At 57.6% G+C, this 25,297-nt stretch carries 21 protein-coding genes and 1 tRNA gene; 11 read left to right on the plus strand and 11 right to left on the minus strand.

Features of this window, described 5'->3' with window-relative positions; all coding sequences use genetic code 11:
- Positions 1-293: 293 nt before the first annotated feature.
- On the minus strand, positions 294-965 hold the full coding sequence (locus BLS30_RS02050; RefSeq protein WP_090226245.1) for a LuxR C-terminal-related transcriptional regulator: 672 nt from the start codon (positions 963-965) through the stop codon (positions 294-296).
- A gap of 515 nt (positions 966-1,480) precedes the next feature.
- Here BLS30_RS02050 and BLS30_RS02055 point away from each other — a divergent pair.
- The 6 genes from BLS30_RS02055 (at position 1,481) to BLS30_RS02080 (ending at position 9,398) form a co-directional block, all read left to right on the plus strand.
- Positions 1,481-3,649, plus strand: a complete 2,169-nt coding sequence (locus BLS30_RS02055) for a TonB-dependent receptor plug domain-containing protein (RefSeq protein WP_210183988.1) — start codon at positions 1,481-1,483, stop codon at positions 3,647-3,649.
- 72 nt (positions 3,650-3,721) lie between these two features.
- Positions 3,722-4,237 carry a winged helix-turn-helix domain-containing protein gene (locus BLS30_RS02060; RefSeq protein WP_244512343.1) on the plus strand — a complete coding sequence of 172 codons (516 nt, stop codon included), beginning with the start codon at positions 3,722-3,724 and terminating at the stop codon, positions 4,235-4,237.
- A gap of 60 nt (positions 4,238-4,297) precedes the next feature.
- Positions 4,298-4,759 (plus strand): Rrf2 family transcriptional regulator, encoded by a 462-nt coding sequence (locus BLS30_RS02065; protein ID WP_090226251.1) that lies wholly within the window; start codon positions 4,298-4,300, stop codon positions 4,757-4,759.
- Between the two features lie 293 nt (positions 4,760-5,052).
- The gene (locus tag BLS30_RS02070; protein WP_090226254.1) at positions 5,053-5,736 is read left to right on the plus strand and encodes a hydrolase; all 684 of its coding nucleotides are present in this window, start codon (positions 5,053-5,055) and stop codon (positions 5,734-5,736) included.
- 158 nt (positions 5,737-5,894) lie between these two features.
- Entirely contained in the window at positions 5,895-7,760 is a 1,866-nt protein-coding gene (locus BLS30_RS02075; RefSeq protein ID WP_090226256.1) for an amidohydrolase, read from the plus strand.
- Between the two features lie 36 nt (positions 7,761-7,796).
- Complete coding sequence (locus tag BLS30_RS02080) at positions 7,797-9,398, plus strand: MFS transporter (protein ID WP_090226259.1); 1,602 nt, start codon at positions 7,797-7,799, stop codon at positions 9,396-9,398.
- A 600-nt stretch (positions 9,399-9,998) separates the two neighbouring features.
- Here the strand turns inward: BLS30_RS02080 and BLS30_RS02090 are convergent.
- On the minus strand, positions 9,999-10,703 hold the full coding sequence (locus tag BLS30_RS02090; RefSeq protein WP_090226265.1) for an FMN-dependent NADH-azoreductase: 705 nt from the start codon (positions 10,701-10,703) through the stop codon (positions 9,999-10,001).
- A 133-nt stretch (positions 10,704-10,836) separates the two neighbouring features.
- Between BLS30_RS02090 and BLS30_RS02095 the strand changes: the two genes are divergently transcribed.
- The gene (locus tag BLS30_RS02095) at positions 10,837-11,730 is read left to right on the plus strand and encodes a LysR substrate-binding domain-containing protein (protein WP_090226268.1); all 894 of its coding nucleotides are present in this window, start codon (positions 10,837-10,839) and stop codon (positions 11,728-11,730) included.
- A gap of 86 nt (positions 11,731-11,816) precedes the next feature.
- On the opposite strand, the gene BLS30_RS02100 is transcribed toward BLS30_RS02095, so the two are convergent.
- From BLS30_RS02100 to BLS30_RS02110, 3 genes are all read right to left on the minus strand, one after another.
- Positions 11,817-12,758: an SRPBCC family protein gene (locus BLS30_RS02100; protein ID WP_170832389.1), complete on the minus strand. Its 942-nt coding sequence runs from the start codon at positions 12,756-12,758 to the stop codon at positions 11,817-11,819.
- Positions 12,755-13,096, minus strand: coding sequence for an ArsR/SmtB family transcription factor (locus BLS30_RS02105; protein ID WP_170832390.1), 342 nt, complete (start codon positions 13,094-13,096; stop codon positions 12,755-12,757). The genes BLS30_RS02100 and BLS30_RS02105 overlap by 4 nt, the downstream gene beginning before the upstream one ends.
- Positions 13,097-13,364: 268 nt before the next feature.
- Positions 13,365-13,454 (minus strand) — tRNA-Ser (locus BLS30_RS02110).
- Between the two features lie 240 nt (positions 13,455-13,694).
- Here BLS30_RS02110 and BLS30_RS02115 point away from each other — a divergent pair.
- Entirely contained in the window at positions 13,695-14,141 is a 447-nt protein-coding gene (locus tag BLS30_RS02115) for a hypothetical protein (RefSeq protein ID WP_046477952.1), read from the plus strand.
- Positions 14,142-14,159: 18 nt separating this feature from the next.
- On the opposite strand, the gene BLS30_RS02120 is transcribed toward BLS30_RS02115, so the two are convergent.
- A complete protein-coding gene (locus BLS30_RS02120) occupies positions 14,160-15,032 on the minus strand; it encodes a hypothetical protein (RefSeq protein WP_046477951.1) in 873 nt (290 codons plus the stop codon).
- Positions 15,033-15,220: 188 nt separating this feature from the next.
- Here BLS30_RS02120 and msrA point away from each other — a divergent pair, with 188 nt between their 5' ends.
- Positions 15,221-15,883, plus strand: a complete 663-nt coding sequence (gene msrA, locus BLS30_RS02125; RefSeq protein WP_090226270.1) for a peptide-methionine (S)-S-oxide reductase MsrA — start codon at positions 15,221-15,223, stop codon at positions 15,881-15,883.
- Between the two features lie 31 nt (positions 15,884-15,914).
- Here msrA and mepA read toward each other — a convergent pair whose 3' ends face one another.
- Together mepA and BLS30_RS02135 are read right to left on the minus strand one after the other, a co-directional pair.
- On the minus strand, positions 15,915-16,976 hold the full coding sequence (gene mepA / locus BLS30_RS02130; protein ID WP_090226273.1) for a penicillin-insensitive murein endopeptidase: 1,062 nt from the start codon (positions 16,974-16,976) through the stop codon (positions 15,915-15,917).
- Positions 16,977-17,068: 92 nt separating this feature from the next.
- Complete coding sequence (locus BLS30_RS02135) at positions 17,069-17,938, minus strand: sterol desaturase family protein (protein ID WP_090226276.1); 870 nt, start codon at positions 17,936-17,938, stop codon at positions 17,069-17,071.
- Positions 17,939-18,067: 129 nt separating this feature from the next.
- Between BLS30_RS02135 and BLS30_RS02140 the strand changes: the two genes are divergently transcribed.
- Positions 18,068-18,733, plus strand: coding sequence for an alpha/beta hydrolase family protein (locus BLS30_RS02140; RefSeq protein WP_244512344.1), 666 nt, complete (start codon positions 18,068-18,070; stop codon positions 18,731-18,733).
- 42 nt (positions 18,734-18,775) lie between these two features.
- Here the strand turns inward: BLS30_RS02140 and BLS30_RS02145 are convergent, their stop codons facing one another.
- Positions 18,776-19,186 carry a tellurite resistance TerB family protein gene (locus BLS30_RS02145; RefSeq protein WP_046477948.1) on the minus strand — a complete coding sequence of 137 codons (411 nt, stop codon included), beginning with the start codon at positions 19,184-19,186 and terminating at the stop codon, positions 18,776-18,778.
- Between the two features lie 354 nt (positions 19,187-19,540).
- Between BLS30_RS02145 and BLS30_RS02150 the strand changes: the two genes are divergently transcribed.
- Positions 19,541-21,157 carry a lysine--tRNA ligase gene (locus tag BLS30_RS02150; protein ID WP_090226279.1) on the plus strand — a complete coding sequence of 539 codons (1,617 nt, stop codon included), beginning with the start codon at positions 19,541-19,543 and terminating at the stop codon, positions 21,155-21,157.
- 29 nt (positions 21,158-21,186) lie between these two features.
- On the opposite strand, the gene BLS30_RS02155 is transcribed toward BLS30_RS02150, so the two are convergent.
- Entirely contained in the window at positions 21,187-23,106 is a 1,920-nt protein-coding gene (locus tag BLS30_RS02155) for a DUF262 domain-containing protein (RefSeq protein WP_170832391.1), read from the minus strand.
- A 77-nt stretch (positions 23,107-23,183) separates the two neighbouring features.
- Complete coding sequence (locus BLS30_RS02160; protein WP_090226284.1) at positions 23,184-24,917, minus strand: DUF262 domain-containing protein; 1,734 nt, start codon at positions 24,915-24,917, stop codon at positions 23,184-23,186.
- Between the last annotated feature and the right edge of the window lie 380 nt (positions 24,918-25,297).

Raw genomic sequence — 25,297 nt, forward strand, 5'->3', positions numbered from 1 at the left:
AAAGATCCGACTAGACATTGGACCATCGGGCGGGAACCAATCGGACTAAAGGCTGATGGGTGACCAGACCATCGTCTGAGTTTCTCTATGACAGCGTAGACCTTGCTGCGCCGAACGCCGGCACGCGTGCCGCAATTGAGATCTTAAAACGTCAAGTCGCGCCCGTACTTTGTCATGCGAGAGAATGATGGTTCCGTGCTTCCACCGTAGGCGCACGCAAACCAATAAAGGGAGGCACGGCCTCCCTTTTCATCGAGAAATAAAATTGAATAGTTTTTTGCCGTATTCCGGAATTAATTCCGGTAGACTGTGGGGCCGCACTTATGCTCTACAGATAAATTCTGAGCGGCTAATACGACTTCAATTCTATTGCGAGCATTTAGCTTCTGCATCAGAATTGTCATATAATGCTTTACCGTTTTTTCGCTGATTGCGAGTTGATTTGCTATTTCTTTATTCGTTTTACCACGCAGCAACAAACGGACGATCTGCTCCTCCCGGATGCTCAGCTTGATAGCAGCTGCCGCACGCTTGCGCAGCGACGCATCGCGCAACGCGGATATCACTTGTGTCGCAAACCTTTGCGTGATGTAGGTCTCACCGCCCACGACCGCGACCAGCGCTTTGCATAGCTCTTCAGCTGTGCTTCCTTTGGAAACGAAACCACTCGCACCCAGCTCAAGCGCTCGCAATGCGTACTCGACCCCGACCAATCCCGTAAAAACGACGACTTTTGTATTTGGACATTTCCCGTTGATTTTCGACATCGCTTCATATGCGTTGCCGTCAATATTTAAGTCCAGCACGAGAACGTCCGGTTTATGCACAACGGCGCTATTCACCGCGTCGGCTGCGGAAGTTCCCCTTGCTACAACCTGAAAATCTTGAACTCGAGAAAATGCACTAATAAGGCCATCCATCATAATCGGATGACCGTCGATAAACGCCACAGAAATTTTTGACACCTCAATGCTCCACACATCCGTGTTGGAATTAACATAATACTCACAATGTTGTGAAGCGGCAAACTATCTTTTTAGCGTTTGATTAACCCAGCATCGCTCGTTGATCTCATGCGTTTCTATCTATTGACTTTATTGCCGTCCGGCTCATACGCCGGATAGATTGCTCAATGCGAACGTTCCTTTGCATAATTTTTAAGCTGATCTTCCTTGTGCTGTAGATAAACTTCGACACTCCTTCTTCAACCTCAGATGCGAGCCGGCAATCCCGACCATGGACTGGATTAACGCCGTCGCCGCCGCACTCATTCAACATATTCGATAGGATATATTGATGGACTCATTTGCGCCACGCATGGCGCAACGTGAGGCCTTTTTGTGCATTATTGTTTGACTAGCTATATAGCTTAACGGCTATAACGTTGGCATAATACTCGTTCATGTGGGAGGGAACATCAGTGATTAGAACGAGGCGTATCGCGCCCTTTGCTTGTGCTGTCATAGCGTTTGAATCTTCCGTGGTTTTTGCTCAAGACGCCGCTCCGACACCCGGTGCCGACGTGACAGCTTCCGACGCCACAGTGCTCCCACCTATAGTTGTGGTGTCCCCATCGCAGGCCCTCTCCAAGCCCGTTCGCAAGGTTGCACCCGCTCCATCTGTGACCGATGTCGACGGAGCACCCATCGGCCCTCTGCCAGCCTCGAGCGGTTCGGGCAGAGGTGCCGTCGGTGTCTTCACACTCGGGCAGCTGGATGCCATCGGAGGCAGCACCATCACCAACGAGGCGATGTGGACCTTCAACAAAAACTCGCTCGATCAGGCCGTCAGCATTTTGCCCGGCGTTACGATGCAAAACACCGGGGGCAGCCGAAACGAGCGCGATATATCCGTGCGAGGCTTCGACCGGCTTCGCGTTCCATTATCCATCGATGGTGTGCGCATTTATCTGCCAGCCGACAATCGCCTCGACTTCAACCGCTTTCTCACGTCTGACCTTGCCGAAGTACAAGTGCAGAAAGGCTACGTGTCGGTCTTGGACGGTCCCGGCGGCATGGGCGGTGCGATCAATCTCGTCTCTCGGAAGCCGACGAAAGCCATGGAAACAGAAGCCCGCTTGGGGGCGGTGTTGAACGGCAACTCCGGTTCGCTCAATGCATGGAACAGCTACGGCTACGCCGGCACACGCCAGGACGAATACTACGCGCAAATTTCTGGGACGATTCTCGATCAGGACCACTGGAATTTGTCAGACAGATTCACGCCCATCAACCTCGCCAACGAGAATGGCGGGGACCGCGAACACTCGGATATCCGTGACTGGCGCATCAACGTCAAGGCCGGCTACACGCCGAACGCGACCGATGAGTACAGCCTCAGTTATACGTCGCAGTCCGGTGAGAAGAGTGCGCCCCTTCATGTTATTGGGCAGGAAGTGCAAGGCCCGCGTTATTGGACGTGGCCCTATTGGGACATTCAAAGCACGTCGTGGCTGTCCAAAACGCAAGTCGGTTCGGCCTCGTACGTCAAGACGAACGCCTACTACAACACCTTCAAAAACCTTCTTTCGACCTACGATGACGCGAGCTATTCATCACGAACGATGGGGCGGGCTTTCGACAGCTATTACGATGACTATGCCATCGGGGGATTTCTCGAAGCTGGCACAAACCTCATTCCAATGAACACACTCAAAGGTGCTGTTCATTTCCGCCGCGATAATCACGCTGAAGCCCAGCTCGGCCGTCCGGATCTCCCGGGCAGCGTTCGTGAGCCGTGGCATCATAACATCGAAGACACTTGGTCGTTCGCCGTCGAGAACACATTTCACGCGACCCGCCGTCTCGATATCGTGACCGGCATCAGCTACGACAAAAACGTCGTGCATAAAGCTGAGGATTTCGACAACGGCGTCATCATCCAAAACGATACTCCGAACAACGATGCCTGGAATGGCCAAGCGGCGGCCATCTATAGCTTCAGCGATACCGGCAAGGTGCACGCGTCTGTCTCTGACCGGACAAGGTTTCCAACAGTCTTCGAGCGGTTCAGCACGCGCTTTGGGTTCGCGGTTCCAAATCCGGACCTCGCCCCAGAGCGGACGATCAACTATGAAATCGGCTGGGCCGACATTTTTATCGACAAGCTCAAGCTGTCTTCGGCCATTTTCTATTCGGATCTGAAGAACTCGATTCAGCCCGTTTTCGTCGCCAGGAATGCAATCCAGAACCAAAACATAAAGGGTGAGAACTTCGGTGTGGAATTCTCGTTCGATTGGGATATCCAGCCGGGTCTCAGGATCGGCGGCAACTACACATATCTCGAACGCGAGTTGGATTATCTGTCGGCAGGTCCGCGCCCAGAAGGTACACCGCGTCACCAAGCATTTCTGTATTTGGCTTGGCAGGCGACGGACAAGCTAACGCTAACCCCTAGTCTCGAACTCGCCAGCGATCGCAACAGCCTGGTGACCAACTCGACGAGCACGCTCTTGGCATCAAACCCGATGCCAAACTACGTCAAAATTGGGTCGTACGCGTTGCTCAACCTGCAGGCCGAGTATGCCTTCAATGAGAATTTCACCGCGGCAATCGGCGCTACAAACCTACTCGATCAAGATTATCAACTGGCCGAAGGATTTCCGGAACCCGGTCGACAGTTTTTCGCCAACGTGAAAGCCAAGTTCTAGGGTGCTATCACGCGCGAAACCGCGCTCTTCAAGCCGGACCTCCAGACCGGCTTGAAGAGACCTTTCCCTTCCGTGATTCGACGTTGTATCCTGTATGCTATCTCGATGTTCCCGCACGGGGCGGGAACCCGTGATCGGCGCGGTACCCAGCTTTCTGATCGGCGGGTCAACGCCATCATGTGGGGAGGCTATCTCGTGCCGAAATCACTGCGACCTGCACGCTCTGGTGATGTCTCAAAACCTGAGCTTTTCATTCGCCTTAAATTCTCAGAAGGCAGCTTTCTAGGGCCCGGCAAGGTGGAGCTCCTTGAGGGTATCGAGAAATACGGCTCGATTGTCGCCGCGGGCAAAGCCATGGGCATGTCCTACAAGCGCGCCTGGTATCTCGCCGATGAAATCAACGAGATGTTTGAGCAGCCCGTCGTCGTCAAAAAGCATGGCGGTAAAGCAGGTGGCGGCGCGGAACTGACAGATCATGGCAGGGAAATCGTTGCGCATTACAGGTCCGTGCAAAAGCTCTCAGCGGAAGCTGCGGCGACCCATATTCGCAAAATTCGCAAGGCTCTCCGAAAGGATGGGACAGCTTAAATTTGGGCCCGTTTCCGAGATCAGTCTGCAATCCGTTCGGACAGCGACATATAAAGTTACATGAAACGAGACAGCAAGCTTTCGGGCGTCCTCCACGTTCTTCTTCACATGCTCGGCTCTGATGAGCCGGCGACCTCCGAACAGCTGGCTAGGATGATGGGCACAAATCCTGTCGTCGTGCGCCGCATCATGGCCGGCCTCAGAGACCAAGGATTTGTGACGTCAGCGAAAGGCCATGGCGGGGGATGGACCGTCGCCTGCGATCCAACAAAGGTCACGCTTGCCGACATTTATAGAGCCGTAGGTGAACCGACGCTCGTCGCGATGGGCCATCGCTCCGAAATGCCGGCTTGTCTCGTCGAGCAATCCGTCAACCGCGCGCTCAATAGCGCCTTTCTCGAAGTGGAGTCCGTGTTTCTGGCCCACTTGGAAGCCGTGACGCTTGCATCTCTCTCCAAAGACTTTAACCGCAGGCTTGTTCAACGAGGACAGACCTTGAAAGAACAGCGCCACGATTCTTGATATTTTCTAGTTGGCTTGCCCCTGCGCTTATGGAGAGCTGCGGCAGTCCCCCCGCATCTGGATGATTTTTCGAAGCTTCCTATTTCGCCTCCACACGTGCGCAGACGTGGTGGGGTCCGTCGTCCCACCGCACGCGCTCCCCATGCTGCCCTGAACCCCAAATTTATTGGTTCCATTTTGGATGCAGTTTGGCCTTTATTTTCACAATTGTCACTCCACAGGCTGCGATATAGCTTGCCGGCATGACGCATTCACCGTCGCTCTAGCCACATCGCTCACCGGGAGAAAACATCATGTCCAAGCAGAAGCTTGAAGTGCTCACGCCGCAGAACTCGCAACTGATTTTCATCGACCAGCAGCCGCAGATGGCCTTCGGCGTTCAGAGCATCGACCGCCAAACGCTCAAAAACAATGTCGTTGCGCTTGCAAAATCTGCAAAGGTCTTCAACGTCCCGACAATCATCACGACGGTTGAGACGGAATCTTTCTCCGGCCACACCTACCCGGAGCTCCTGAGCGTCTTTCCAGAACACCCCATTCTGGAACGCACTTCGATGAATTCCTGGGATGACCAGAAAGTGCGCGATGCACTTGCCAAGAACGGTCGCAACAAGGTCATTGTTTCCGGTCTCTGGACCGAAGTGTGCAATACGACGTTCGCGCTCTCAGCAATGCATGACGCAGACTATGAGATCTACATGGTCGCTGATGCGTCCGGCGGCACCTCGCTCGATGCTCACAACTACGCCATGCAGCGAATGGTGCAGGCCGGTGTGGTTCCTGTCACCTGGCAGCAGGTCCTGCTCGAGTGGCAGCGTGATTGGGCGCACCGCGACACCTATGATGCTGTTACCGGCGTTGTGAAAGAACATTCCGGTGCTTACGGCATGGGCATCGATTACGCTTACACGATGGTGCACAAGGCTGAAGAGCGCGCGAAACATGGGCCAACACTTGCCCCCGTTCCGGCCACCTAAGTCGCGACTTTCGAAGAGCTTTTAGCCGGCGTCGCTACGGCGCCCGCCCTTCCAAAAGGATACGCGCCGTGAATATTCGCCGCCGCACTTTCGTTCGTGGCCTCGCCTCCGTGGGCGCTCTCGCCACCGTGACACCGCGAACCTCGTGGAGCCAGCCAATGACAGACGCACCCGACCTCATCTTGCGTGATGGGCGCATCACGACACTTGATCGCAACGTCCCCGAAGCGCAGGCCATCGCCATCAAGGATGGGCTCGTGCAGATGGCTGGCACAACCGACGACGTCATGCGCACAGCGGGTGCCAAGACGAAGGTGGTCAACCTCGACGGCCGGCGCGTCATTCCGGGCTTGAACGACAGCCATACCCACCTGATCCGCGGCGGGCTCAACTTCAACATGGAATTACGCTGGGAAGGTGTTCCTTCAGTGGCCGATGCGCTGCGGCTTCTGAAGCAACAGGCCGCACGGACACCGGCACCGCAATGGGTTCGTGTGGTCGGCGGCTGGTCTGAGTTTCAATTTTCAGAACGGCGTCTGCCAACTCTGGATGAGATCAATGCGGCCGCGCCCGATACCCCGGTCTTTATTCTCCACCTTTACGGTCAGGCGCTTCTCAACAAAGCGGCGATCAACGTTCTCGGAATCAACAAGAACACCCCCAATCCTCCCGGTGGACTTATCGAGAAGGACTCGCAGGGAATCCCGACGGGCCTGCTCATCGCCAAGCCCTCAGCACTGATCCTTTATTCGACGCTGGCGCGTGGCCCCAAGCTCCCCATCGAAGATCAGATCAATTCCACCCGCCACTACATGCGCGAAATGAACCGGCTCGGCATCACGTCCGTGATTGATGCTGGCGGTGGCGGTCAGAACTATCCCGAGGACTACGATGTCATTCAACGCTTGCATGATGACGATCAGCTGACGGTACGCATCGCCTATAATCTCTTCGCGCAAAAAGCCGGTGACGAACTCAATGACTATGAACGCTGGCTTACGCTCACGAAGCCCGGCGCCGGTGATGCGATGTTGCGCATGAACGGTGCAGGTGAAAACCTCGCTTGGTCGGCCGCAGACTTTGAAAACTTCCTCGAACCGCGCCCTGACCTTGTCCCCACGATGGAAAGCGAGATCGAGCCTATTGTCGAGCTGCTTGCCACCAACAGATGGCCGTTCCGAATCCACGCCACATATGACGAGTCGATCGATCGTTTTCTTTCGGTCTTCGAACGCGTCAACGGCCGAGCCCCCTTTGAAACACGCTTTATCATTGACCACGCAGAGACCATCAGCGATCGCAATATCGATCGCATCAAAGCGTTGGGGGGCGGCATTGCGATCCAACATCGCATGGCATTTCAGGGCGAGTATTTCGTCAACCGTTATGGCGCAGAAGCCGCGCGGAACACGCCGCCGATCTCCAAGATGCTGGCGGCTGGATTGCCGGTTGGTGCAGGTACCGATGCGACGCGTGTTGCCTCCTACGATCCGTGGGTCGCACTTTATTGGCTAACAACCGGAAAGACGCTTGGAGGCCTTCCGCTCTACGGAGAGGACAATGTTCTCGATCGTGAAACCGCCTTGCGACTGTGGACGAAGGGTTCGGCGTGGTTCTCGGGCGAGGCCGACGTCAAAGGAACGCTCGCACAGGGGCAATACGCGGACCTCGCAGTCCTCTCCGCCGACTACATGAGCGTTCCGCCTGAGGAGATCCGTCGGATCAATTCCGTGCTCACGATCGTCGGTGGCAAGGTTGTTTACGGAGAAGGCAACTACGCGGACCTGTCGCCTCCCGTACCACCGGCATCACCGTCGTGGAGCCCGGTCGGCGCGATACCAAGTCCTGCCCAACGTGCAGATGCTGGCGAGGGGACACACTTCGCTCATTCCTGCCACGACGGATGCCGTCATAGCTGCGGTGTCCACGGCCACGATCACGGCATTGCCTGGAACACGCCGATCCCGGTCGGGGACAAGAAGGCCTTTTGGGGAGCGTTGGGCTGCTCCTGCTTCGCGGTCTAGGTCGACGGTGGAACCCTCACATTCGGAGCCAACGCAATGGATGCCAAGAAAACAACTGAATCCGCGAAGGCTCCGTCGGCGTGGGCCCCGCTCGCACGACCGGCCTTTGCCGTCCTGTGGACCGCCACCATCGTGTCCAACATCGGCACCTGGATGCATGACGTGGGTGCGGGATGGTTGATGACGGACTTGTCACCGTCTCCGCTCGTAGTGGCGGCCGTGCAGGCCGCCACGACTTTGCCGGTGTTTCTCTTTGCCCTTCCGGCGGGCGCGCTTGCTGACATCGTTGACCGGCGCAAACTGCTGCTCATCGTCAACGCGATCTTAGGAGTTGTTGCCGGAATTCTCGCCTTCCTTGTGAGCTTCGGGATGGTGACCCCGACACTGCTTCTTCTCATTACGTTCATCATGGGTACGGGCGCCGCTTTCATGGCCCCGGCGTGGCAGGCCGTCGTGCCGCAGCTCGTGCCACGGCAAGAGTTGACGGCGGCAATTGCACTTAATTCCATGGGGATCAACGTCAGCCGCGCAATCGGTCCGGCGTTGGCAGGCTTTCTTATTGTGGCGTATGGCCTTGCGACACCCTTCTTTATCAATGCGCTGAGTGTCGTCGGCATCATTGCTGCGCTTTTATGGTGGCGGCAGCCGCGCATCGCTGAAAGTCAGTTGCCCCCTGAGCAAGTCGGCTCCGCGATTGTTGCCGGCCTGCGCTATGCACTCAACAGCCGGCCCGTGGCGTGGACGCTTATTCGGGCTCTGGGTTTCTTCATCTTCGCCAGTGCTTTTTGGGCGCTCATTCCTCTTATCGTACGCAACGTTTTAAAGGGCGGCCCCACTCTGTATGGCATTCTTCTCGGGTGCCTTGGCGCGGGCGCAGTCGCCGGAGCGGTCGCTCTACCAAAACTGAAAGCACGGTTCGGGCCAGACATCACGGTCGCGGCGGGATCTATCGGTACCGCTGCCGTCCTCGCGATCCTCTCGTTCACCGACAATCCTATTCTTGCGGCGATCGCCTGTGGGCTCGCTGGGGTATCGTGGATTGCTGTTCTCTCAAGTTTACAGGTCTCAGCGCAGACCGCTTTGCCCAACTGGGTGCGCGCACGCGGGCTTTCGATTTTTCTCACCGTCTTCTTTGGTGCGATGTCCGGGGGCAGTCTGATCTGGGGTAAGGTTGCAACGCTTGTCGGCATTCCCACGACCCTCCTCGTCGCGGCTGCAGGCGCGTTGCTCATGATCCCACTGACATGGCGGGCAAAACTCAACCGAGGTGAGACGCTCGACCTCACGCCATCGATGCATTGGCCTCAACCGCTCGTTTCCGACGAGGCCACACACGATCGCGGACCGGTCATGATCCAGGTGACCTACGAAATCGCGGAAAAAGATCGCGCCAACTTCATCACCCTCATGAACGAACTCTCGGCCGCACGGCGACGGGGTGGGGGATATGGCTGGACGCTCATGCAAGATGCCGCCGACCCGTCCCGGTTCGTCGAAACCTGGTGCGAGGTTTCGTGGCTCTACCATCTGCGTCACCACGAGCGCGTGACCGGCGCAGACCACGCCGTACAAGACCGCATCCTCGCACTGCATCGTGGCTCAGACCCGCCCGTCGTCACGCATTTGATCCGGGCTTAAGGAAACAACAGTGCAGCGGAAATGTCTCCCGCTGCGCTATTGGGATTTGGCACATTCTGGGTACATCGCGCGTACCCCTCACATCAAAGTTTAGGCATCCTTGCTGTTCGATTGAACCTTTTCTGGGGCTCACGAGTTGCTGCTGCTGCCGGGGCTCATTAAAGGAGAATTCTTGATGAGATTAACCTCCATCGCAGCCGGTATCGCGATCGCTGGTTCATTATGCGTCGGGATGCCCGCCGCTCAGGCCGCACCGTTATCGCAACCACAAACTACGCAGCAAACCATCTTTCGCCCATCGCTCCTCGAAAAAGCGCAATGGGGAGGAAGCTGGCGTCGCCACTGCCGCCGGTGGCGGCGTGAGTGCCGCTGGCGTTGGGGTGGCGGCTGGCGCTTTCGCCGCTGCATGGTGCGCCACGGGTGCTAAGCGGTTCGGCTAACGATGCCTGACATTGGCACGGCTGCTTCAGGCCGTGCCATCCGCGCGTGATGCGCATCTTCCACATTGCAGTCTACGGCTCGTGCAAGAGGCTAGCCAATTGTGTGTTCTGCCGACTTCCACCCAAGTGGTCAGAGCCGTAAGAATGAGCGGCTGTCGACTTACTGACAAGAATGATGGGAAACGCCTCGTTCAGACGAGGGCTTAAACGCAAAACTCGATGCCAAACGGTGAGCGATCTCGGCGGTTCGTGTTTGCGCCTCGGCAACTGAAGCGCGATGCCGGTCATCCTTGAATTCCTGGTACTCGATCGTGACGGTCTCGATCGCTTTGGACGATACGCCGAGATAATGGGCGCAGGCGGCCAGAGCCGGATCGAGCGCGTTCTTGTCAGCGCGAACACCGCCGGGAACAAAGCCAAACTCCCCGCGGGCGGACAGCACAACGAGATGTTTTCCGCTCAGGATGGGCTCAATCGGGAAGTCTCCGCGATTGAGATCAAAGGAAAAGGTCTTGCCGATCCTGGCAACCTGATCGAACCACGCTTTCAAGGATGCCGGCATCCCGTAATTATACATTGGCACACCCATCACGATAATATCGGCCGCGATGACCTCATCGATCAGTTCATCCGATATGGCGAGGTGATCGCCCATCCAGGCTTCACGCTCCTGCGGAAGCGTAAACGCGGCATGGATGAAGCGATAATCAATGAAAGGCGGCGGCGTTTGACCGACATCGCGTGAGACCACTTGCGTATGGGGAGCGACGTTGACAAACGTGCGCTCGAAAAGGGCGGTCAGCTTTCGGGTCAGCGATCGATCCTGGAGTTGCGCGCTCGCGTCGATCTTCAGCAACGTGCTCATGGGCTAGCCTCATCGGTTGGAGACGTATCTTTCTTCGTCTGATCAACGGAATAGTGTTGGCGGCCGCTATTGGCGAAGGGCGATCTCTCATGCATATGATGAATAAGATTCATGAAGAGCGGAGTAAAACGTAATGCGTCGACTGCCGCCGCTACACGCCTTGCGGGCCTTCGAGGCAGCTGCGCGGCATCAGCATTTCGGCCGAGCTGCAGAGGAACTGCACCTCGATCCGACAGCCATCAGCCATCAGGTCCGGAAGCTGGAAGATCTGCTCGGGGTTTCTCTGTTTCACAGGCGCCCCCGTCCTCTGCGGCTTACCGAAGCGGGTGCCAAACTGTTCCCGGTCCTGCGGGACGCGATGGACCGGATGGCAGCGGCAAGCGAAGAGGTCAGACAGGACACACGTCGGCCCTTGGTCATTTCGATGACGATGGCCTTCGCGGCCGAGTGGTTCACGCCTCGCCTGGCTCGGTTGAAATCGGAAACCGAGCTCGACATCACCGTTCATGCCGACAATCGCCCGGTCGATCTCCGTGCCGGAGACGTCGATCTGGCGATCCGGTCTCGGGAACAACGCGGTCTGGACGAGGCGTGGTTCCACCTGTTCGACGATCGCCTGATCGCGGTGGGAACGAAGAGCTTTCTCTCCCAGCACGGGCATCCAAACCGGCCAGAGGATTTGCTGCGGGTTCCACTTATTCATTATCGCTGGACGTTGGATCACCGCCAATCGCTCGGATGGAAGAGGTGGTTTGCCGAAGCAGGATGCGCGCCAGGCGATCTTTCGTCGGCAGGCGATTTCAGCGAAGAAAGCGTTGCCATTCAGGCCGCCGTCTCTGGTCTTGGCGTGGCGCTGCTGTCGGAGTGTCTGGTCGCAGACCATATCGGACGGGGCGACTTGGTCCAGGTCAGTGAACACAGTCTTGCGATGCCCGCCTTCTGGGCCGTCAGGTTGAAAGACCACAGGCGCGCCAGCGAACTCGATCTGATGATTTCGCGAATGAAAGCGAGCCTTGGGCCTGACTGACCTTTAAACCTTGCTCTACCAGAACAGACGAAACGTCGAACTACGTCTACGCTATTGCTCTCTCGAGTAATCCATGAACTCGGTTGCTAAGCCGCAGCATTCCCTCGGGTTTTGATGAAGCGTTCCAGCTTACCCAGCGTTTGCAAGCCCAGTTCGACTGCGCCGAATCCCTTCGCCTGTTGAAACTCGGCCTCTGTGCTGAACACCATGCCGAGCGTCACCTTCGTCGCTCCATTCTGATCCTCGAACGAGGCCCAAGCGTCGGCGTGTTTCGGCCCGTTCTCGCCCCATAGCAGTGTATAGCCGATCCGCTCTTCAGGCCGAACCTCGGTATAGAGATGGTGGTTCGGGAACACCGTGCCGTCAGGGGCGATCATATCGAACACCCATTCGCCGTCCGTTCTCAGGTCGATCCTCTTGGTGCGACAGGAAAACCCGTCCGGCCCCCACCATTGCGGCAGCGCCTCAGGATTCATCCAAGTGTTCCAGACAGTGGTTCGCGGTGCCTGGATCACGCGCTGCAGTACCATGGTTCGCTTGGCCGCTCGGGCGAGATTGTCCAGCCCCGCGTCAAAGCCCTGTCGGTAGCCCACCTCCATACCGTCAGCCAGCGAGGAAAGCTGCACCGTCACGACCAGTCGGCTGCGTTCGTCCGTGCCGGAGAAATCAGCCGTCACCAGCGCTGTCGATTGCGTCACTCCTTCAGACGAGACTACTTCGTAATTCACGCTGCGCAGCGCTGGCTGCCACTCAAGCCAGCCACACTCACAGCGGATATTCGGCTGGCCCTCGACCTTGCAGAGCGAGACTTCGCGCCCACCCACTCCGCTGTCGGCCTCCAAAAATTCCACAATGACCGAGGGCGTTGGAGCAGACCAGACCGCGCGCGCGGCTGGGGCCGTCCATGTCTGCCACAGCACCGACAATGGCGCGGCCACGTCCCGCTCGAAGGTCAGAGTTGCAAAGCGGCCCTTCGCAGGATCGCGCGCCGCGGCGAGCATCCCATCCGGATTGAAGTTCGATGTCATTCCCTGCGCTCCTTCATCGCTTTCATCGCAAACGCCTCCAGCCGGTCAAGGCGGTCTTCCCATATGGCTCTCTGTTCATCGAGCCATGTCTGAATCGGTTCCATGGCCTCGGGTACGATGGCGCAGGTGCGTACCCGCCCATCCTTGGAGGTGGCGATCAGCCCTGCCTCCTCAAGTACCGAAATGTGCCGCATCACCGTGGGCAGGCGCAGGCCGGTGGGCTCCGACAGGTCCGTGACCCGCGCAGGCCCTTCCGCAAGCCGTGTCAGGATCGATCTACGGGTCGGATCGGCCAGAGCGTGGAAGAGCAGCGAAAGTTCCGGATAATGCTTAGTCATATGACTAACTATCATCCGCGCGGCTGTTCGCGCAAGAGAAACTTCGTCAACTTGCTAAGTGTTATTGAACTGGCGCACCCCACCCTTGAAGCAGTGGGCGCCTTCCGCGACGAGCGGAGGCGGTCTGCAGCATGTGATCGGTAATTGTAGTCGAGCGCTGTCCCCGCCTAATTGCGGGCGCGAGAACCACGTCTCGCGACACAATAGTGTCCCAGGTGCCAATTTTATGAGGCAAAGAGAAGAGCCGTCAGTTTGCGTCGGCGTCTTATGGCGGAGGGAGAGGGATTCGAACCCTCGAGACGGTTGCCCGCCTACACGCGTTCCAGGCGTGCGCCTTCAACCACTCGGCCACCCCTCCGGACTGATCTCGCAAGAGAAGGCGCGCACTATAGCGAGATCGTGAGCGAGCGCAATACACTGATTGCCTCAATGATTTCAACGGAATTTAGAGGTTCGTCGAATCGGAATGCCCAGAGGCGACAGGGCGCAGGATGGCGAACTCTTGTGTTGAAGATAGCATTCGCCATTGTTGACCTTGCGCGCGCCGCATCTCCCCGCTAGCCAAGAGGGGACAAAACTGTCGGCAGGTGCCCGCCCAATGATGCTCATACGCCAGCTTGCTCACCTCATCTCGCGGATTTTGATGATCCCGGTGCATGTGGCGACCTACCTCGTGCGGCTCGTGGTGCGTTTCGCAACGCTGCTTGTACGCCTGATCGGCAACATTGGGCGCACCGCGCTGCGATTCCTCGCCTATGTTCTGCTGCTCGTCGCCGCTATCGCCTTCGTCGCGGACGCGACTCCTGCGCTGAGCGGCATCAGCGCGTTTCGCGGAACACCATTTTCGGAGCACATTGCCGAGCTTGCACCACAATCGCTGATCGCGGCCCAGAAGGCCGTGTCGGAAGCCACCTATCCGTGGGTCTGGACCTACGGTGTAAACCTGCTTATCGGGCTTCCAACATTCCTGCTTTTCGGGCTCGCTGGAACATGGGCCGCTTATGCAGGCCGTCGACGCAAACAGATCGACGTTTACGCCAACTGAGCTTTCTCTTCTTGGAGCTTATCTGCCTGTCGAGGGTGGTGGCACGGTCGCGGGGCCAGACCAGATGCTGCCGAGCAAGGCTGCATGGCCGATATGGCTGTCATCCCGCTCAGACGCGATACCCAGGCCAACCAACAGTACCAAGCTGCCGACCATGATCGTCATCATGAGGTTATGGCGGGCATTGAGCGCTTTGATTTCTTCGGGCTCAATCGGCGCGACTTCGCGTCCCACAGCCATCAAACCAAGGAATTTCTTCATGGCCGACCGACGCACGTCGCCGCCGTCGATAATTTCCGCATCGGCTCGCGCGGCGATCTTCTCGCCGATCTCGGTGAACGGCAAGCAGGGGTCCACATTGGCTTCGTTGACATACCCGAGACGATAATAACTGCCGTCCTTCAATCGAATGCGTGCGCCCTTCATCATAACGGGGGCCAAAGTACCACCGTAGACTTCGCGTCTGATTTCAATCGCGGCGATATCTTCATAGGGGATGTCACGGAGTTCATAGCTGAACGGCGACATGAGCCCCCGCCCCTGGGGCAAGCTCAGTCGGACCGTCTTCTCGCCGAACACCACGCGTGAACGGATCGAGAAGATCAGCTCTACGAAGATTAAATACATGATTGCCGTGAACGCGACGGCAAGTATGGCGAGACCGACAGTGCCTGCCCAATGCCCTTGGGACACACGCCAGAACAGCATAGGTCCGAGACTGACGAAGAAGGGTAAAAGGAGAAGGAAGATCAACGAGAAGGAGATCGTGCGCCCAGCGCCTGCCTGGAACCTCTCTCGCCCCTCGGTCAGAGCCCCTGTGGGTTTTGGGCGTGACGCCTTGGCAGTCTCTTTCTGGGGCGCATTTTCCGCGCCGGATGTCGCCTCAACCATCACATCCCTCCTACACCGTTACCTCAAACGCCCCCTGACGACGCTGGTATGCCCATATTTTCGGGGCATTTGCCCCGAGTTCGCGAAGTCGTGTTGTCCGACAGACTATTCTCACGCACGTTGACCTTCGCACGGTGGCCGGGCGGACTATATCATTGGAAAAGGCAATCTGAAGGTGATTTGCGATCATGTTTTCGTTCTCAAAGAAGATTGAAATGCCGCAGCCGTCGAAGGCTTTACCGGGTCGTCCCGACCCAATCCCAACAGCCGAAACCCACTACGTGCTCGGCACGAAGCTGCAAGAGCCCTATCCTACCGACACCGAGAAGGCCTTGTTCGGCATGGGGTGCTTTTGGGGCGCAGAACGGAAATTCTGGGAACTGGGCGAAGGGATTTACGCTACGGCGGTTGGTTATGCGGGCGGATTTACGCCGAATCCGACCTACCACGAGGTCTGTACGGGCCTGACCGGGCATAACGAGGTGGTGCTCGTTGTCTATCGGCCCGAGATCATTTCCTATGAACGTCTGCTGCAGACATTCTGGGAGAGCCACGATCCAACGCAGGGGATGCAACAAGGCAACGACGTTGGCACGCAATATCGCTCCGGCATCTACGCATTCACGCCAGCGCAGCGAGACGCGGCGGACTCCTCGAAGAAAATGTACGAAGCCGCGCTAAAGGCGAAGGGATATGGGCCGATTACAACCGAGATAAAGGACGCGCCTGCGTTCTACTTCGCCGAAGCTGACCACCAGCAATACTTAGCAAAACTTCCGCACGGATACTGCGGACTGGGTGGCACGGGCGTCAGCTGTCCGATCGGCACAGGGGTGTCGCAGGGCGCATGAACCTGCGCTTCGCGCGGGCAAAAAACGACGGTCAACGCGTGGGGGATACGGCCGCAGCCCGTGACACCGGTTTCCGTGCGGGCGCCAGAACATGTTCGATCTGGTTTTTGGGGCTACCGGCCGATGCCGCGGCGAGAACATCCTCGCAAGCGTTCGGCAGATCCGTCAGCGTGACCTCGGGCTTGGGCTTCGACGGCTTCTTGGCCTCAGTCTTCGACTTTGGCTTTTTCGGCTGTTCCAGCCACGCCTTTGTGTCGCGATACCATTTTTCGGCATGCGCACAGCTCGTGTGGGTTGGTGGCCCTTGTCCGGTACATCCGTCTGAATTTTCCGGGCATTTGATGCGAATGTGCATATGATAATGGTGCCCAGGCCAGCCTTGAATCTTTTGCAGCCAGGGCTTGTCTCCGCCTTCCGCCCGGCAGAGGGCGAGTTTTATGGCAGGGTTCACACCAATCCGCTCAACCTCGGGATAGGAAGCAGCACGTTGGATAAGTTTCACGTGCTTGGTTGTGAATACCTTGGGATCAACTGACAAGGTGTCGGCCAGCATTGATACGGCTGACGTCGTTTCGCGCTCCGCCCAGCTCAGTCGCCGATCCGGCATCGGTGTCAGCCAGATATCAGCATCAAGCCCAATCTGATGGCTCGCGTGACCCGACAGCATCGGTCCGCCGCGCGGCTGTGTTAGATCGCCCACAAGGAGGCCAGGCCAGTCGTCCTCCCGCTTGGCGTCCGTCGCCAACCTTTCAATGAGCTTGATGAGATTTGGATGGCCCCAATTGCGGTTGCGTGACAGACGCATCGCCTGCCACGCCGGCCCGTCAATCGGCAAGGCCTGACCGCCCGCTAAGCAACCGCGTGAGTAAAACCCAATGGCACGTGGCTTGAGGTCAGCGGGGCGATCCTTGGAACCAAACAGCTGTTTTGCCGGTGTCGGCTTCGGCACGGCTGGTTTAGGGGCCGGAGGCACAATCACGTCTGCAACGGCCGTCTGAGCGATGGCGGCAGGCGTAAATGCAGCCGTACCTGCTGCACAGGAAACGACGATCGCACCGGCTGCAACGAGCCGTGTCAATAGAAAAGCTCGCATTTCTCAGCCCCCGTAGGCCAATTTTGAACGAGGTTAGCAAATGCTAGTCTCTGGTGCGACGAAATTGAGGCAAGCCTTTTCTGTGGTCTCGTTCAGACACGTTTCACGTTGGGATTTGGCTGATCTTTGGGTGGTTCATGTCGGCGCGCAAGTGGCTTCCAGGGTAGTCTCAGGCTCCACCATAGCCGCGTCGGATCCTCGGTTTGATACTGCGAGAGACCAATGGTCATTCCTTCATGGCCGCCTTTCGGCTGTGGCACGTAAGTTCCGAACAACCGATCCCAGATCGACAAGTTGAAGCCGTAGTTGGAATCGTGTTCGCGATTCAGCACAGAGTGGTGGACCCGGTGCATGTCCGGTGTCACCAAAAACAGACGGAGAAACCCGTCAACCGAAGCGGGCAAACGTAGATTCGCATGGTTGAACATGGCGCATCCGTTGAGAATGACCTCGAATAGGATGACAGCCAGAGGCGCCGCGCCCAACGCCAGGACGCAAACGATTTTCCAAAGCATCGACAGGCCGATCTCGATGGGGTGAAATCGCAACGCCGTCGTGACATCTATGTCTCGGTCCGCGTGGTGCATGCGATGCAGGCGCCAGAACACGGGGATTTTGTGCGACATCAAGTGCTGGAACCAGATGGCCAGATCAAGCACCAGAAGGGCAATCACGATCTCAAGCCATCCCGGCAACGCAACCATGTTCAGGATGCCCCAGCCATGACTGGCCGCGAATATCGCCGCGGCAACCGCAACAAGCGGAACGGCCAAGGCTCCCATCGCGCGTACGACGAGGCTACCGAGAGCAACGATCGAGATATTGGTCAGCCAGCGCCGAGCCTTCGAGGCCACCAGCTTCCGGCGCGGCGCCCATAGCTCGCAAGCTGCCAGCACGACAAGGATCGAAATGAATGCCGAAAGGCGAAATATTGGTTCAGAAATGCCGGGAAAAACGTCCACTGGCTTTGCCTCGCTCGAATGAGTGTTGAGACTACACTGGCGCACCCCATTGCGCACATTCCCTCACGAAGCTTTGTGAAAAGCCTTTCGGGGATGGTGCGCGTGTCACTTCGGCCAACAGGCAATACCATGATCAATCTACTGACCTGTGCCCCGGAAAAATCGAGCAAGTCTCGTTCCGCACTGCCGCATCTCTTACTGGCACACGGAGCGGGGCAAGGCATGGCAAGCCCGTTCTTCGAAACGCTCACTGGCCTGCTTGTGTCGGGCGGGGTCGGCGTTACCCGCTTCGAGTTTGCTTATATGGCGGCGCGCCAGCAGGATGGCAAACGACGACCGCCGCCCCGGATGCCGGTACTTCTGGATGAATACCGCGTCGCCGTAGCCACGTTGCGCGAGATCCTTGGTTCCAAGCCACACATCGTTATTGGCGGCAAGTCGATGGGTGGACGCGCCGCCAGCATGATCGCAGATGATCTTTTCACTAAGGGCGCCATCGCCGGCCTAGTGTGTCTGGGCTATCCTTTTCACCCGCCGAAGAAGCCCGACACGCTGCGCACCGCTCACCTCGTACACTTACAAACGCCCGGACTCATTGTGCAGGGCGAGCGCGATCCATTCGGGACGCGTGACGACGTCTCAAGCTATTCCCTATCGCCGGCGATCCAGATCGCGTGGATGGGCGACGGCGATCATGACCTCTCGCCCCGAGTCAAATCCGGGTTCACGCGAACAGGCAATCTGGAGACCGCCGCCGAAGCCATACATTCGTTCCTAGCGTGCCTCAGCAAGTGAACCACGACCGGCCGGTTCACCTGTGTGCGACCAGACTAAACGTCACAGCGGCTGGTGGCGCGCAAGGGCTCCGCGTTCGATCGCGGACGTCGTTAGCTTGTCGAGATGCAGATGCTGACGGAGCAATTGCAGGAAGCGACGCTCCTCAATTACGACGTCGTCGGTTACAGCAACCTCACATGCAAGCGCATACGCCGTTTCGCGAAGATGCTCGGGGAGCGCCGAAGCGATTGTTTCGAGTGTTGCGATCAACCCATCCGGGCCTGACATTAACTTGCCGCAGGCCTGAGCGTGCTCAATCAGGCTCGTCTCGTCGAAATCGCGGAAAACTGGCAACTCCTTGACGATCCAGCCGATGCGTCTCAATTCGGGGTCCGACATAAGATTATCCACCGCCGAGGTGGTAATCATGGTGTAGATCAATGCGGCTTGGGGCGAAATTTTTTGGCTCATGGTTATCCCTCTTGTTCCCCGACGGGGCTCTATGTAGCTGACCGGCTCGTTATCGCAAAGAATGTCTAAAGTTGCATGAGCTAATGCTAGATGCGTTGACGAATACGATCGCTGGCAACTAGGGTCATTCCGCTTTTCGTTGAATGACGGAATGACCCTAGTTGTTTGTTTTTATCGTGCTTCTCATCGGAAAACCGGTTTCCACTTTTCCGGAAGCACTCTAGGTTGCCGCTGACTTCGTGTTCTTTCCGGTTCCGGCGAACGTTTCGGTGGCTTAATACCCTACGTATCAGACGTCTTGCGCGACAGCCCAGCGCGCCTCTTCACCCGGACCAAAACCTACCAGAGCGAACTATGAGCATCGACATTGACCCGGATCTGCTGGCAGCCGCCAGTACCGCTAAGGCGTGGCCATTTGAAGAAGCGCGCCGCCTGATCAAACGGCTTGAGCGGAATAAGGACGGGCAAGAAAAAACGGTCATCTTCGAGACCGGCTATGGTCCCTCGGGCCTGCCGCACATCGGCACGTTCGGTGAGGTTGCACGCACGTCCATGGTGCGGCATGCTTTCAACGTGCTGACAGAGGGGCGCCGCAAGACCCGCCTGATTTGCTTTTCGGACGACATGGACGGTTTGCGGAAGGTCCCCAGCAACGTGCCGAACCAGGAGATGCTGAAAGAGTATCTGGATAAGCCGTTGTCGCGTGTGCCCGATCCATTTTCGAGTGAGCATCCAAGCTTTGCCGCGCACAATAACGCGCGGCTCAGAGCCTTTCTCGACAGCTTCGGCTTTGACTACGAATTCTACTCTGCGACCGAATGCTACACGAGCGGCATGATGGATGCGACACTGCTGCGCATGCTCGCCGCCTATGACGACGTGATGAACATCATCCTGCCAACACTCGGGGCAGAACGTCGGGCAACGTACTCACCATTTCTGCCTGTGTGTCCTCGTACCGGAAAAGTCCTGCAGGTGCCGATGATCGCGCGCAACGTCGAAGCGGGCACAGTCACATACGTCGATCCCGAGACTGGGGAGAATGTTGAAACCAAGGTCACCGGCGGCGCGGTCAAGTGTCAGTGGAAGGCAGATTGGGCGATGCGATGGGTCGCGCTTGGCGTCGACTACGAAATGGCAGGGAAGGACCTCATCGACTCGGTCACGTTATCGTCCAAGATCGCACGCGCACTCGGTGGCACGCCGCCAGAGGGCTTCAACTACGAGCTGTTCCTGGACGAGAAGGGAGAGAAGATCTCCAAGTCCAAGGGGAATGGCCTGACGATTGATGAATGGCTTACTTACGCATCGCCAGCGAGTCTGGCGTTGTTCATGTTCCAGAAGCCGAAGACCGCAAAGCGGCTCTACTTCGATATCATTCCGAAGACAGTGGATGAGTATCTGCAGTTTCTCGCGTCCTACGAAGGACAGGACGCGAAGCAGAAACTTGAAAACCCGGTCTGGCACCTGCACGACGGGCATCCGCCAGCAGCAGAACTGCCGATCAGCTTCGCGCTGTTGCTCAATCTTGTGTCCGCTTCCAATGCCGAGGATAAACAGGTGCTCTGGGGATTTATCCGGCGGCGCGCGCCCGGGGCGACGGCTGAAAACCATCCTCTACTCGACGAGCTCGCGGACTATGCGCTCACCTACTATCGAGATTTTGTTGCGCCGACCAAGCAGTTCCGAGCGGCCAACGAGCAGGAACGGCAAGCGCTCAGTGCTCTCGATGCTGCGTTGGCAGCTGCCCCTGCCGATGCCAGCGGGGCCGATTTGCAAAATCTCGTTTACGAGGCGGGCAAATCAAACGGCTACACGAAGGAAACGCTGCGCGAGTGGTTCAAGGCGATCTATGAAGTCCTGCTGGGCTCATCACAGGGACCGCGCTTCGGTTCGTTTGTCGAACTCTACGGGATCGACAACACCCGTACTCTGATCGCGAAAGGCCTCAACGGCGAACTGATCAAATAAGATTTCAGGACAATGCCGTCCCCTTTACCTCACGAATTGTCCGAGGACGGTCTTGTGGTATCGGGCCGGTCTGCAGATGTCTGGGGGTCATGTTCAGCCGTGTCATCGCCCACGGCGGTGTTTTCATCGTATTCGGCATTCGCTTGAGGTAGACGTACACGTGCCGCACGGATGCGTTGGATCGACGGGCCACGCTCGGGGAGTTCTGGGATCGGTCCGTCAATCCGCCAAATTGTTTTGAACGCCTCCATCAATCGAATATGGCGCGCTTCAAGCGTCGCCCGCGTCCAATCCTCCAGACTGCGAAACTCTTCAGTCAGATGCAGTGCATGCGCCTCCGCGTCGGGGAAATAGATGTCATGCTTGGCCCTGAAGTCATGCTGGCGCGCATCGGCATTGCGGCTTTCCTCCATCAGGAGAAGGTTCCCAATGGACCAGGCGCATGCCTGACGATTTTCCGCACCCGGAAAAGCCTGATTCCAGCCACTCGCACGCGCCAAACGTTCGCCTTTCGGCAAGACATGCTCGACGGTGTACGCAGTGTTTTCGAGCAAGCCAAGATAATGCGAAATCGGCAGACCGCTGAAATGCGCATCAAGGCGTATCAGGATGGCCTTCGACGCACCATTGGCTGCATCCTTGAGTCTCAGAGCCGCGCGCCGCAAAAGCGCGGCTTGTTGATGGTCGTCCAGCGCAAACAGACTTTCGGGATCGCGGACGCTGTCGCTGGCATGCAGTTCTGCGATAATCCGCCGGTAAGACGCGCGTCGCTCACTCTGGATGGGGCGCAGCACGGAGAGCGCCAGGGCATAACGATCGAGGGCTTTCAGAAATGCGCATAGGGCCGTCTGATCCTCCTTGAAGCGGATCAATGCCAGCATTGCGACGGGGACCCATTCGTCATCGCAGAAACGCTCCAACACGCGCAGACGGCCCAACAATTCGCCAGCCTCGCGCATTGTATTATGTCCGTCCTCACGACCCCGGGTCACAACGTAGGCGTCGGCCATCGGCTCAAAGATTGACTGCGCGAAACGCTGCGGACCTCCAGCGCGCGCGACCGCTCGGCGCAACTGCGTGATCATGCGGTCGTTAGACCATTCCTGCGCGAGCCCTAGGTGTGTAAAGAACGTCTTGCCCTGACGACGACCAGCTTTGCGCGGTTCGCGATAACGCGACATCTGAGCGATGATTGGCTGATAGCGGCGGCGTTGCTCAGCATGGAGGGGGCCAATGACTTCCGCGAGGATGACATCCTCTTCGGTAAGCGGAAGGCCGGGTTTGTTGATGCTGAGGAATATCCCGTGCGCATAGTCAATATCGTGCGTCCAGAGAGTCAGAACTCTACAGCTTTCAAATAGAAACTCGGCGATGCCTGCACGTCGCTCAGCCGACATTGGCCGGATGCGCCGAACAAAGAAGCTGCGTATTTCCTCCATATTCGATTGCGCTTCATTGCCTGGCTCGAGGACGGGGCGTCCTCGCGGGCTGCGCGTTGCGCCCGGTCTTTGAATGGCGCGGCGGAAGAACGCTGCATCAGCCTCACGCGGCGTGACGTGGAACGTATCGGTCTGCAATCGCCCGACACCCGGGAGCAATGCAATGCGCCGGTGTAGTTCAGGCTGCTCTTCAAGCGGAGCAAAGTCTCGCAGGACCGCGATCAGGATCGTGAGTGTCAGCAAACGCTGTTGGCCATCAACGACGAGGCTCGTGCGCACAGACGCTTCCGGATCATCCGAGCCGACAAACAGCATGGTGCCAAGGAATAGCGGCAGCGCGGGTTGTACCTCCGCAGCATTTTCCGCAGCGGCGATGATGTCGTCGAGAAGCCGATCCGCTTGTTCCTCGCGCCAGGAATAATCGCGCTGGAAGGCGGGAATCTGAAAAGCAGAATGACCGCTCAGCAATCGGCCAATGGCCGTATCTTCTGACTTAAGCGTGTAGCTCATGCTTGGAGAATCGCAGTTCGCAGCCCCGCCATTCTGCATGGGTGCGGCGATGCATGCGATGTGTCAAGCATAACAGGTCAAAATGGGAGTTCCCAAGCTGTGAACAGTGTCGCTATCAGGCGCTCTGTGCGCGCATCAATCTCGGCAATCCGCCATTGCGCTTGCTCAGCCGCCTGGCGGGACAACGCGACGCGAGAGTTTGCCAGAACCGTCCGCTTCACGTCCCAATCCGACGAGCCCGCCTGCTGATTTTCATCGAATGTCAGCAGAGTGAGGTTTCCAAGCCTGTTCGTGTAAGCCTTCACGAATGCCCGCGAGCGAAAATCCTGATGCCACAGCCGATCCGGTGGCGGACTGAGTGGCAGGATGTGCTCTATCGTCAGCGTCTCATCGTTAGACAGCTCAACAATGTCGTCACCTAGTTCGACGCTGAGACGACGCAGCACGACGGGAGAAAATTTCTTAGCGCGGAAGCTCACGCTACGCAGAGCCTTGAGCGCCGGGTTCCGTAACCTCCCTTCAATATCCAATTCGCGCATCGCGGTCACATCGGCGACGGTATCTATCTGCCTGAGGAGGCGGATTATTCGATTTTCCTGCCGATCAGGATCGACGCCTGCCAGACGCATAACCCAGACGAGACGCTCAAGACGCCGGAAGAATAGTTCTGCCGCCGGATCATCAACGCCCCGTGTCGACATCCAATGTAACGCCGCCGGCACCCACACCTGATCATTGACCCACGACATCTTCGTAATCGCGGCAACGATTTTTGGCGCCAGGGCCTGCGCGGCCGCATTCGGCAGCCTTATCGCAGCAAGGCTACGTGCGTGCGGCAGGAACACATCTTCCATAAACGCCGCGCCTGCACGATTCAGCGCAAAGTTCCGGCAGATGTCGGTCTCCAGGGGCGCACTTGAGCGTTTGCGCATATGGAGCGTACGAACGTGACCCAGGAGCGCGTGTGTGTCAGCCGATCCAAGAATATGTTCGCATTCATCCCAAAGAACGCTGGAGCGCGTCCGCTGATCGGCCGGCATGACGCCAAGCAACGATGCTTTAGCGTATGCGGTTTCATTAAATGCGAGACGCGTCTCTTCCTCGACGCGGAGCATTTCCCAGGCTTGTTCTTCGCCATCGGTCGTGGAGACAACGACATAGCACTTGCTGGCTAGAAATCTTGCCAAGTCCCGCCGCTCAGCATCCGACACATCGCCTGAAGTCAATTCCGACCTCAGATGGTCTCGGTTTTCGACAACGTTCTGTTCGGTTTCGGAGAGGCTCATGCGGTCTTCTTCGGGCTCAACGGAGGTTGAGCCAGGACATTGGACATGAGCTTCCAGAAACTCAGACAACGCAGCCTGCGGCGCAAGCCGGTACGCCGGACGCGTCATATCCGCATCAGATATCGGATCGGCGATCAGAGCCTGCAGCCATTCTTGCTCGTTAGCATCGGCTTCAAGATCGCGGAGTACTGCAAACAAGATCGTCAGAGACAAGAGCCGTTGCTGACCGTCAACCAACGCGGTGTCGGTGCCCGTTCCGCTGGTCGCCAACATCACTTTGCCGAGCATGTAGTGGCTAGCCCCTCCACGCATTGCAGCGACGACGTTGGCTAGCAGACGGCTGATATGCTGCGTCTGCCATGCATAAGCGCGCTGAAACCAAGGCAGGCGAAATGTGTAGCGGCCCGACAGCAACTCGCTTACGGCCAGCAGCTCAACGCGCACGGGAGGGTCGCTCGATGCGGATCGTGGATGGGGGAACGGGTCGCTTAAAGCATCCGCCGGACCACTCGGCGTCGAACTCATCAATTTTTCCTTTTACCGTCACGCCATACAAGTAACGCGGGCCGACAGCACCCTAAAAGGGGCACGCGACAAAACACCAAATCACAATGTCAAGGTAGACAATTCCCTAACGGCGTAGCGACGCAGGTGGAGTATTCTGCCATATCAACATCGAACGAAAGCCTCCTGGCGATTAGGTCGTCCCCGTCCGAGGCAATTTCTCCGTAAGCCGGATCCCTTAGATCGGCGAGGTTCACGGACCGTTCCGTAATGTAGCATAGTGCCCCCTTTGATGGCCCCCAAATCTTTTGTCCTGACGTCCGCGATGTGCGAGTTTGAATATCCACGAAGGATTGCGGATTGGACACATCGGAATTGTGACGCCGGCGAGAACAAGAGGC

The sequence above is a fragment of the Filomicrobium insigne genome, assembly GCF_900104305.1.
GTDB classification, from domain to species: domain Bacteria; phylum Pseudomonadota; class Alphaproteobacteria; order Rhizobiales; family Hyphomicrobiaceae; genus Filomicrobium; species Filomicrobium insigne.

Excerpts from the sequence above, each read along its gene's own strand:
- BLS30_RS02065 (WP_090226251.1), top strand. The coding sequence starts at position 4,298 with ATGAAACGAGACAGCAAGCTTTCGGGCGTCCTCCACGTTCTTCTTCAC.
- BLS30_RS02070 (WP_090226254.1), top strand. The coding sequence starts at position 5,053 with ATGTCCAAGCAGAAGCTTGAAGTGCTCACGCCGCAGAACTCGCAACTG.
- BLS30_RS02075 (WP_090226256.1), top strand. The coding sequence starts at position 5,895 with ATGACAGACGCACCCGACCTCATCTTGCGTGATGGGCGCATCACGACA.
- BLS30_RS02080 (WP_090226259.1), top strand. The coding sequence starts at position 7,797 with ATGGATGCCAAGAAAACAACTGAATCCGCGAAGGCTCCGTCGGCGTGG.
- BLS30_RS02090 (WP_090226265.1), bottom strand. The coding sequence starts at position 10,703 with ATGAGCACGTTGCTGAAGATCGACGCGAGCGCGCAACTCCAGGATCGA.
- BLS30_RS02095 (WP_090226268.1), top strand. The coding sequence starts at position 10,837 with ATGCGTCGACTGCCGCCGCTACACGCCTTGCGGGCCTTCGAGGCAGCT.
- BLS30_RS02100 (WP_170832389.1), bottom strand. The coding sequence starts at position 12,758 with ATGACATCGAACTTCAATCCGGATGGGATGCTCGCCGCGGCGCGCGAT.
- BLS30_RS02105 (WP_170832390.1), bottom strand. The coding sequence starts at position 13,096 with ATGACTAAGCATTATCCGGAACTTTCGCTGCTCTTCCACGCTCTGGCC.
- BLS30_RS02115 (WP_046477952.1), top strand. The coding sequence starts at position 13,695 with ATGATGCTCATACGCCAGCTTGCTCACCTCATCTCGCGGATTTTGATG.
- BLS30_RS02120 (WP_046477951.1), bottom strand. The coding sequence starts at position 15,032 with ATGGTTGAGGCGACATCCGGCGCGGAAAATGCGCCCCAGAAAGAGACT.
- msrA (WP_090226270.1), top strand. The coding sequence starts at position 15,221 with ATGTTTTCGTTCTCAAAGAAGATTGAAATGCCGCAGCCGTCGAAGGCT.
- mepA (WP_090226273.1), bottom strand. The coding sequence starts at position 16,976 with ATGCGAGCTTTTCTATTGACACGGCTCGTTGCAGCCGGTGCGATCGTC.
- BLS30_RS02140 (WP_244512344.1), top strand. The coding sequence starts at position 18,068 with ATGATCAATCTACTGACCTGTGCCCCGGAAAAATCGAGCAAGTCTCGT.
- BLS30_RS02145 (WP_046477948.1), bottom strand. The coding sequence starts at position 19,186 with ATGAGCCAAAAAATTTCGCCCCAAGCCGCATTGATCTACACCATGATT.
- BLS30_RS02150 (WP_090226279.1), top strand. The coding sequence starts at position 19,541 with ATGAGCATCGACATTGACCCGGATCTGCTGGCAGCCGCCAGTACCGCT.
- BLS30_RS02155 (WP_170832391.1), bottom strand. The coding sequence starts at position 23,106 with ATGAGCTACACGCTTAAGTCAGAAGATACGGCCATTGGCCGATTGCTG.
- BLS30_RS02160 (WP_090226284.1), bottom strand. The coding sequence starts at position 24,917 with ATGAGTTCGACGCCGAGTGGTCCGGCGGATGCTTTAAGCGACCCGTTC.